An 8460-nucleotide genomic window follows, 5' to 3' on the forward strand; every position below is an offset into this window, starting at 1 on the left:
AATCTATCTTGATTTAGGCAGTGTAGATCTCGTGGATGGGACACCGATTGTGGATATTAAGCCTTATATTCCCTATTCGGATTCTATTTCGGAAGCACAAGGCGGATACGCAGACCAAGAACCAGAAAAGTCACAAGTCACCTTTTCTGCTCAAGCATTAGCAACGATAGAAAATCGACCCGATACTGACTATGTAAGATCAGTCATTGAACAAGTTCTGGCACAAGATCCTCGCCCTGCATATAAGAAAAACAAGCCGGACGACAAAGAATATGCGGTAAATTTGTTCGACTTGAACGTAAAGTTCACAGCAACAAGCAACTTAATAACGGTTACCGCTATTGAAAGCTTTTGACAAACGCAATTGGCTGATATTATAGACGGCTAACAAATTTCCCTTTAGGGAACTCCCATACTCCTGCTTATTCAAGCTTGAGTATCTAACTTAAATAAACGGATAAATTTAATGCGTACCAGTAATTATCTTCTTTCTACTCTGAAGGAGACTCCAAACGACGCAGAAGTAGTGAGCCACCAGCTCATGCTACGTGCAGGTATGATCCGTAAGCTGGCTTCAGGTTTATACACCTGGCTACCTACTGGTCTACGTGTACTGCGTAAAGTCGAAAACATCGTTCGTCAAGAAATCGACAATGCAGGCGCAGTCGAAACTTTGATGCCCGTTGTTCAGCCGTTTGAACTATGGGAAGAGACAGGCCGCAGCGAAAAGATGGGTCCTGAGCTACTTCGCTTTACTGACCGTCATGTTCGTCCGTTTGTACTTAGCCCAACCGCTGAAGAAGTGATCACTAGCCTTGTTCGCAATGAAGTGAGCTCTTACAAACAGCTTCCGCTAAACCTGTACCAAATCCAAACCAAATTCCGTGACGAACGTCGTCCACGCTTCGGTGTAATGCGTTCACGTGAATTCTCAATGATGGATGCGTACAGCTTTGACATTGATAAAGACGGCCTACAAAAGTCATACGACGCAATGCACGATGCTTACTGTAAAGCATTCGATCGCATGGGTCTGGATTACCGTCCTGTACTTGCAGATAGCGGTGCTATCGGTGGTAGCGGCTCTCAAGAGTTCCACGTACTGGCTGAAAGCGGCGAGGATATCATCGCATTTTCTAGCGAGTCAGATTACGCGGCAAACATTGAAAAAGCAGAAGCACTAGCTCCAGCCTCTGAGGCTGCGGCACCAACACAAGAAATGACGTTGGTTGATACGCCAAACGCGAAAACAATCGCTGAATTGGTTGAGCAGTTCGAACTACCAATTGAAAAAACAGTGAAAACACTGTTTGTGAAAGCATCTGACGAAGTTGATACGCCAATCATCGCGCTTATTATTCGTGGTGATCATGAACTGAACGAAGTGAAAGCAGAAAACCTTCCTCAGGTTGCAGCTCCATTGGAAATGGCATCTGAAGAAGAAATTCGTGAGCTTATCGGTGCAGGCCCTGGTTCACTAGGCCCTGTTGGCCTTAAACTGCCGTTCATTGTTGACCGCAGCGTTGCGGTAATGAGCGACTTCGGTGCGGGCGCGAACATCGATGGCAAACACTACTTCGGTATTAACTGGGGTCGTGATGTAGAGCTTGGTCAAGTTGAAGACCTACGTAACGTTGTGGAAGGTGACCCAAGCCCATGTGGCAAGGGCATTATCCAGCTTAAGCGTGGTATCGAAGTTGGCCATATCTTCCAACTAGGTAACGCTTACTCCGCAGCGATGAACTGTGGTGTACTGGGTCCTGATGGTAAGAACGTCATCCTAGAAATGGGTTGTTACGGTATCGGTATCACTCGCGTAGTAGCGGCTGCTATTGAACAAAACCACGACAAATACGGCATCATCTGGCCAGATGCAATCGCACCATTCCAGGTAGCGATCGTTCCAATGAACATGCACAAGTCAGAAGAAGTGAAAGAAGCCGCTGAGAAATTGTACGCTGAGCTAACAGCAATGGGCATCGAAGTGCTATTTGACGACCGTAAAGAACGCCCAGGCGTAATGTTCTCTGACATGGAGCTTATTGGTGTACCGCATACCATTATTATCGGTGACCGCTCAATGAAAGAAGGCAACTTCGAATACAAGAACCGTGCTACTGGTGAGAAAACAGCAGTCGCAATGACTGACATTGTTGAGCACGTAAAAGCTCAACTAAAGTAAGCACTAGACGAGTTCGCATTTGAGGTAGTTTCAAATAGTTAAAAAGGGTTGGCTTCGGTCAGCCCTTTTTATTACAGCTCAACGCCCCCCTCCACCTTTTTCGAACTATTCACTTTGTTAATCTTTGGTTCAGCTTCTTGCTATTAAACTGATTTCATCATCTAAAGGAGGTCAGTTATGGATTTAAAAAGTCTTCTAAACCAAGCACTCAAATCAGACTTACTTAAGCAAGGTGCAGATGCATTGGGCAAACAAACCAACAACATCAAATCCTCATCAAATTCAAGTAGCCTAAAAACGCTAGGAGCAGGTGCTGTAGGCGGAGGCCTCATCGGTATGCTGATGGGCTCAAAGAAAAGTAAAAAAATGACTAAAAAAATAGGGTCAAGCGCATTAAAAGTCGGTGGCGCAGCTGCGCTTGGAGCCTTGGCCTACAAAGTGTATAACGACTGGCAAGCCAAGCAATCCGGTCAAGGTGTTCAAGAAACCTTTGACCCCGATGACAGTAAACACAGTGTCTTAATTTTAAAAGCAATGATTGGAGCTGCAAAAGCTGATGGTCACGTTGATGAAGAGGAAATGGCGCGCATTGAACAAGCTCTCGCGGATATGGGCGCAGATGAGCACGTTCGTCACCTCGTTCAGCAAGAGTTAAACAAACCGCTTGATCCTGCTGAAATTGCTAATCAGGCGACCTCTCCTCAACAAGCGTCAGAAATTTACCTGGCGTCTTTGATCGTCGCTGATGAACAAAACTTTATGGAAAAAGCGTATCTGCAAGAACTAGCAAAACAACTTCAACTTTCACCAGAAGTCACTCAGCAGTTAGAAGCACAAATGCAGTGATTAAATCTCGCTCAAGCAAACCTTCAACTTGAGCCAAAACAACTCTGTACTTTGAGTTTCAAATCCGCTGTGTGTATATTGAGATAAGTTATCATTTAGTGGAAAGAAAACATGCAAGTATACGGCTGTTGTGAACTGGTTCGTGAGCTTTATGCTCAGATTGGTAGTGGCGATCAAGCTTATATTCCCCAAGCAATTTCATGTGCAGTTAAAGCACTGAACGATGTTGCAGCGGATGAGTCCCTGCCTAAAGAAGTGCGTGAAAAAGCGGCATTTGCTGCGGCAAACCTACTGATTTCAGATTTTGAGGATAAGTAATGAATCTAGCGAACTTTGAATCCATGGACCCTGTCATGCTGATGAGCATTGTGAATATGAAGCTACGCGATGACTTCGGAGGTGATCTGGACAAACTGGTGGCTTTCTTCGATATCGAGCGCACAGCACTGGAGACAAAACTGGCTTCTGCTGGTTTTGACTTTCTTCCAGAAGCAGGACAATTCCGTTAATCCACACCATGCTTGGCGGATAACCGAAACGAGAATAACCAATATGAAAAAGGGCTTGATGAGTTACCATCAAGCCCTTTTCTTTTATTCGATAGACGTCTCGGTTAGCCAAATGAAGCCCAGATGACTGTCGCCACAAGAATTGGACATACAAACTTCACATACGCAGGCCATAACTTACCAAACCAACCTTGCGTAAACTCCGGGCAACCTTGCTCAAGCTCTTTGATTTTTGAGTTGCGATTCCATACCCAACCACCAAATAAGCAGAATAAGAGCGCAGCGGTTGGTTGTAGATACTGAGTAGCAACCGTCGCGACCATACCAAATAGAGCACCAAAATTATAAACAATCACCACACTGAACAAAGCAATGAGACCACCTAAAACCCAGCTCGTTGCGCTGCGCTTAGTATTGAAGCGCTCACTCACTAAAGCCACTGGACACTCTAACATTGAAATGGAAGACGTTAGCGCCGCAATCGTCAACAATAAGAAGAACACAATAGAGAATAATTGACCAAGCAAACCTAAACTATCAAACATTAGTGGCAATACCGTAAACACTAACGTATCTGAGCTTAAGAGAGAGCCATCTTCTGCATAGATTTGAACGCCCTTTTGCATTGCTACAAACATCGCTGGCATCACCACTAACCCTGCAATGAAAGCAACGGCAGTATCTACCATGGTCACGTTCATCGCCATCTTTGGTAGGTTCTCTTTCTTACTCAAGTAAGAGCCATAAATCAGCATTGAACAGCCACCGATCGTAAGCGAGAAGAAGCCCTGTCCCATTGCAGCAAGAATCAACTTGCGGTCCCATACCTTTTCAAAATCCGGCACTAGGTAATGTTTCAGACCTTCCATCGCACCGTTTTGCGTCATGATGTAAGCAAATAGCAGAGCAAACAAAACAAACAATGCTGGCATCAAACGTGTGGACCACTTCTCAATACCTTGTTTTACGCCACCTTGTACGATGAGAATCGTCAGTACATAAAAAGTAATGGTTCCGAACAAGTTACGTTCAACACTAAAGCCCTTTAGCCATTGAGTTGCAGCTTCTAACCCCATTAGATCTGTGATTGCACCCAGTAAAAAGCAGATCAACCAACCACCAACAATTGAATAAAACGCTAAGACAGCGCTTGGTACGCTTAAACCAATCCAACCCACAATGCCGCCGAGCTTTTTACCGGCAGGGTTATCTGTGATTGCACGCATACTGTCTACAGGGTTGGCTTGACCATGGCGACCAATCGCCATTTCAACCACCAGCATCGGAAATGCGACGATAAGAATCATCACCAAATAAACTAACAGGAAAGCACCGCCACCATTACTGGCTGCTTGAGTTGGGAAGCCCCAAATATTGCCAAGGCCAACTGCGGCACCTGCGGCAGCTAAGATGAACCCGAGACGAGAGCCAAAATGCTCGCGAGGCTGAGAAGAGGTTTGCTGTGTCATACTACTCACACAAAAATATCATTGAACTAGCTAACTAGTACACTATAGCAATATTCACTATTCAACAAGAGCACCTCGGTTAAATCCTCGACAGTTGAAACAATTTGTAGTCATTCAGCTTGTAAATTTTAACGTACATCTCATATTCATCGCTCAAAAGCCTCGCGACTGTTGTTCGTTTTACGTGGCTGAATTTTACCAATCCTTCTGCCGTGAAGTGAGCCGAAAAATAATGAGCTCTGGTGTAAGGGACGAACTGTTCCTCGTGATACTGTGTCGAAAAGCAGAATATTGTGCTTCGCTTTTTCCCCCTAATGTCTATTTATCAGCTAGTTATTACTCTGTTCTCATTTATACCCATGATTCAAGGAGAGGAAAATGAAGGTCACCCTACTTCACGGAGCGATGGTTGTAGCACTCAGCGCCAGCTACCAAGCTCAAGCCTATAACTGTCAAAGTTTACCCGACTGGGACAGCACTGCGACTTATACATCGGGCGCTTTAGTAAAAACGCAAGGAGCCGCTTATGAGGCTGCATATTGGACGCAAGGCAATGATCCCGTGACCAACTCAGGATCTTGGGAAGCATGGAAAGCGTTAGGGCAATGTGATGGTGGAAGCAACAATTTATCACCAACGGTGTCGTTCTCCTCTCCAATAAACAACGCACAAATTCCCGAAGGCAGTGCGATCACTTTGTTAGCCAACGCAACTGACGAAGATGGCCAAATCACACAAATTGAGTTTGTTGCAGGCAACCAAACCGTTGCTGTGGTAACTCAAGCACCATTCGAAGCTTCTTGGACCGCTATTGAAGGGATCTCGCAATTGACCGCAATTGCGACAGATAATGAGGGAGCTGTTAGCACCACGACGATTTCTATCCAAGTTCAACCACAAGTCGAATTACCGCCACCAAGCATTTCATTGACAAGCCCAGTAGGCACAGAAGTGCTTAATGTAGGCGATAACCTAACCGTAGCCGCTCAAGCTGACGATATTGATGGTGTGGTCACACAAGTTGAGTTCTTCGTAAACAATCAATCTGTCGCCATTGATACTAGCGCACCTTACGAATATCAATGGACCGCTAGTCCAGGTACATACTCGTTCAAAGCACAAGCGACTGATGATACAAACCTCGCAACGATGAGCCAAGAAGTAGCGCTGGTTATTAGTAATTCAGAAACCGGAACGGGCGGATGTGCAGATGCAGTACCTTATGTGGCAGGCACAAGTTATCAAGCTGGCGACCTGATTTCTCACTTCAACCAAAAATATCGTTGTGATGTTGCTGGTTGGTGCTCCTCGGATGCGACATGGGCTTACGAGCCTGGTGAAGGGCTATACTGGCAAGATGCTTGGAGTGGCCTAGGTGCTTGTTCGACACCACCGCAAGTTACCATTACGGCACCAACGGATGGACAAGTCGTGCTCGCTGGCAGCAATAACGAAATCACGGCAAACGCAAGCGATGCTGATGGCACAGTCACGCAAGTTGAGTTTTTTGCGAACAACACCAGCTTAGGGGTCACCACTCAAGCGCCATATTCCGTTACTTGGAACGCCACACTTATTGGCGCTAACCAGCTTAAAGCCGTCGCAACCGATAATGATAACAACACGTCAGAGTCCCTGGTTGGTGTGGAAGTCAGCGATAAAGATTTGGTCGTCTCTCTGACTTCACCAAGCAGCGGTCAAACCGTCGGATTAGGCAAAAGTCTCGCATTAAGCGCCGATGCAACGTCTTTAACTTCAGGCATTAAACACGTTGATTTCATGATCAACGGCTCTATTGTTGCAACCGATACCACAGCACCTTACACAGCCAACTGGACACCAACTGCACTTGGTAACTTTACAGTTAGCGCCCAAGCTGTGGATTTGTCAGGAAGCAATGCACTGTCTGACGCCGCAGCAATAACGGTGGTTGAGCAAGTAGAGAAACGCCATAAACTCATCGGTTACTGGCACAATTTTGTAAATGGTGCGGGCTGTCCAATTCGTCTAGCAGATATGGCAGATGCTTGGGATGTGATTGATATTGCCTTTGCTGAAAATGATCGCAACAGTGATGGCACTGTGCACTTTAATCTATATTCAGGCGATATTTACAGCGATTGTCCAGCACTCGATCCAACACAATTCAAGCAGGACATGGCAGCGCTTCAAGCTAAAGGTAAGAAGTTTGTTCTCTCTCTTGGCGGCGCAGAAGGCACGATTACGCTGAATACCGACCAAGATGAAGCCAACTTTGTCTCTAGCCTAACAGGTCTTATCGCTGAGTGGGGCTTTGATGGTCTAGATGTGGATTTAGAGAGTGGTTCTAACTTAGTTCATGGCTCGCAAATTCAAGCTCGCCTTGGTCGTGCTTTGCTTCAAATAGAGCAAAACATGGGTGGAGATATGTACCTAACCATGGCGCCTGAGCACCCTTATGTTCAAGGCGGCTATGTGGCTTACAGCGGTATTTGGGGAGCTTACATTCCTGTGATAAACGAGACACGCAGCACGCTCGACTTGCTTCACGTCCAGTTATATAACAACGGCGGTTTGCCAAACCCATACCTGCCAGGCAGTGCACCAGAAGGCTCTGTGGATATGATGGTAGCGCAATCTAAAATGCTTATCGAAGGTTTTGAGTTGGCCGACGGCACTCAATTTGCACCATTGCGCGATGATCAAGTCGCAATCGGTTTACCTTCAGGTCCTAGCTCGGCAAATTCAGGGCAGGCTCCAACACAGAATATTATCAACGCACTAGATTGTTTAACCAAAGGCACTTCATGTGGCACCGTAAAACCAGCGTACCATTACCCGAATTATGCAGGAGTAATGACATGGTCTATCAACTGGGATCAGCATGATGGCTTTAACTTCTCAAAACCTGTCGGCGATAAACTCACCGAGATGAATGCGCAATAAGCTATCAAAGAATAAGCGAGTAAAACGCAAAGAGAGCACAATAGTGCTCTCTTTCTTTATCTCATCGAGTTTTTGCTTTTTAATGAGTAATTAAATCGTAAATACTCGGTAATCTTTTAGCTCAGGGATTTTCTTCAACAGATCGTTTTCTTGCCCTGCCATGTCATCCAGCGAATCGCACAAGTCTTCTGCTTGTTGTTCTACCTCTTTTGAATGCTCGGCTAAACGCTCTTCTACTTTCGCGCTGAGTTCAGCCATACTCTCTGATAATGCAGTGAGGTTTATCCCTCCCTCTTCCTTCATTTTTTTCGATAAAGCATCCAACGAACTCGCTAAAAACTCTTTATTGAAGATCTCTTGTGCTTTTGCAAAGTCTTCAGTCCACCCTTGTGTCATGGACTCAAAACTTTCCGCTGGTAGAATGAAATCGCCATCTTTGTAGTAACGTGATTCAACATCAGCGAAAAAGTCCTGTACTGCGACTTTGACGTTATCAAACGCGCCAGGTGCGTCTAGGCTTTCCGCGACA

The 8460-nt window shown here is 45.6% G+C and carries 8 protein-coding genes; 6 read left to right on the top strand and 2 right to left on the bottom strand.

The genetic code is table 11. The annotated features are described in order from the left end of the window. The 5 genes from CAG68_RS09575 to CAG68_RS09595 form a co-directional block, all read left to right on the top strand. A partial coding sequence (locus tag CAG68_RS09575) for a TrmO family methyltransferase domain-containing protein (RefSeq protein ID WP_202599907.1) occupies positions 1-355 on the top strand: 355 nt, incomplete at its 5' end. Between the two features lie 111 nt (positions 356-466). Beyond that, positions 467-2182 carry a proline--tRNA ligase gene (locus CAG68_RS09580; RefSeq protein ID WP_017820763.1) on the top strand — a complete coding sequence of 572 codons (1716 nt, stop codon included), beginning with the start codon at positions 467-469 and terminating at the stop codon, positions 2180-2182. Between the two features lie 177 nt (positions 2183-2359). Next, positions 2360-3028: a tellurite resistance TerB family protein gene (locus tag CAG68_RS09585; protein WP_005380291.1), complete on the top strand. Its 669-nt coding sequence runs from the start codon at positions 2360-2362 to the stop codon at positions 3026-3028. Positions 3029-3139: 111 nt separating this feature from the next. Then, a complete protein-coding gene (locus CAG68_RS09590) occupies positions 3140-3346 on the top strand; it encodes a YaeP family protein (RefSeq protein WP_005391765.1) in 207 nt (68 codons plus the stop codon). Then, the gene (locus CAG68_RS09595) at positions 3346-3537 is read left to right on the top strand and encodes a DUF4250 domain-containing protein (protein WP_005380289.1); all 192 of its coding nucleotides are present in this window, start codon (positions 3346-3348) and stop codon (positions 3535-3537) included. The genes CAG68_RS09590 and CAG68_RS09595 overlap by 1 nt, the downstream gene beginning before the upstream one ends. A 104-nt stretch (positions 3538-3641) precedes the next feature. Here CAG68_RS09595 and CAG68_RS09600 read toward each other — a convergent pair whose 3' ends face one another. Further along, a complete protein-coding gene (locus tag CAG68_RS09600) occupies positions 3642-5006 on the bottom strand; it encodes a sodium-dependent transporter (protein ID WP_005391763.1) in 1365 nt (454 codons plus the stop codon). 378 nt (positions 5007-5384) lie between these two features. On the opposite strand from CAG68_RS09600, the gene CAG68_RS09605 reads away from it, so the two are divergent. Beyond that, the gene (locus CAG68_RS09605) at positions 5385-7931 is read left to right on the top strand and encodes an Ig-like domain-containing protein (protein WP_053304077.1); all 2547 of its coding nucleotides are present in this window, start codon (positions 5385-5387) and stop codon (positions 7929-7931) included. 90 nt (positions 7932-8021) lie between these two features. Here the strand turns inward: CAG68_RS09605 and CAG68_RS09610 are convergent. Beyond that, positions 8022-8460: DUF2884 family protein (locus CAG68_RS09610; RefSeq protein WP_161441046.1), on the bottom strand; the 439-nt coding region annotated here is incomplete at its 5' end.

Source organism: Vibrio sp. V42_P2S4T144 (assembly GCF_009904715.1).
Classification (GTDB): domain Bacteria; phylum Pseudomonadota; class Gammaproteobacteria; order Enterobacterales; family Vibrionaceae; genus Vibrio; species Vibrio alginolyticus.

What these genes read in the sequence shown, in the direction of transcription:
- CAG68_RS09585 (WP_005380291.1), top strand. Translation starts at nt 2,360, where the DNA reads ATGGATTTAAAAAGTCTTCTAAACCAAGCACTCAAATCAGACTTACTT.
- CAG68_RS09590 (WP_005391765.1), top strand. Translation starts at nt 3,140, where the DNA reads ATGCAAGTATACGGCTGTTGTGAACTGGTTCGTGAGCTTTATGCTCAG.
- CAG68_RS09580 (WP_017820763.1), top strand. Translation starts at nt 467, where the DNA reads ATGCGTACCAGTAATTATCTTCTTTCTACTCTGAAGGAGACTCCAAAC.
- CAG68_RS09600 (WP_005391763.1), bottom strand. Translation starts at nt 5,006, where the DNA reads ATGACACAGCAAACCTCTTCTCAGCCTCGCGAGCATTTTGGCTCTCGT.
- CAG68_RS09605 (WP_053304077.1), top strand. Translation starts at nt 5,385, where the DNA reads ATGAAGGTCACCCTACTTCACGGAGCGATGGTTGTAGCACTCAGCGCC.
- CAG68_RS09595 (WP_005380289.1), top strand. Translation starts at nt 3,346, where the DNA reads ATGAATCTAGCGAACTTTGAATCCATGGACCCTGTCATGCTGATGAGC.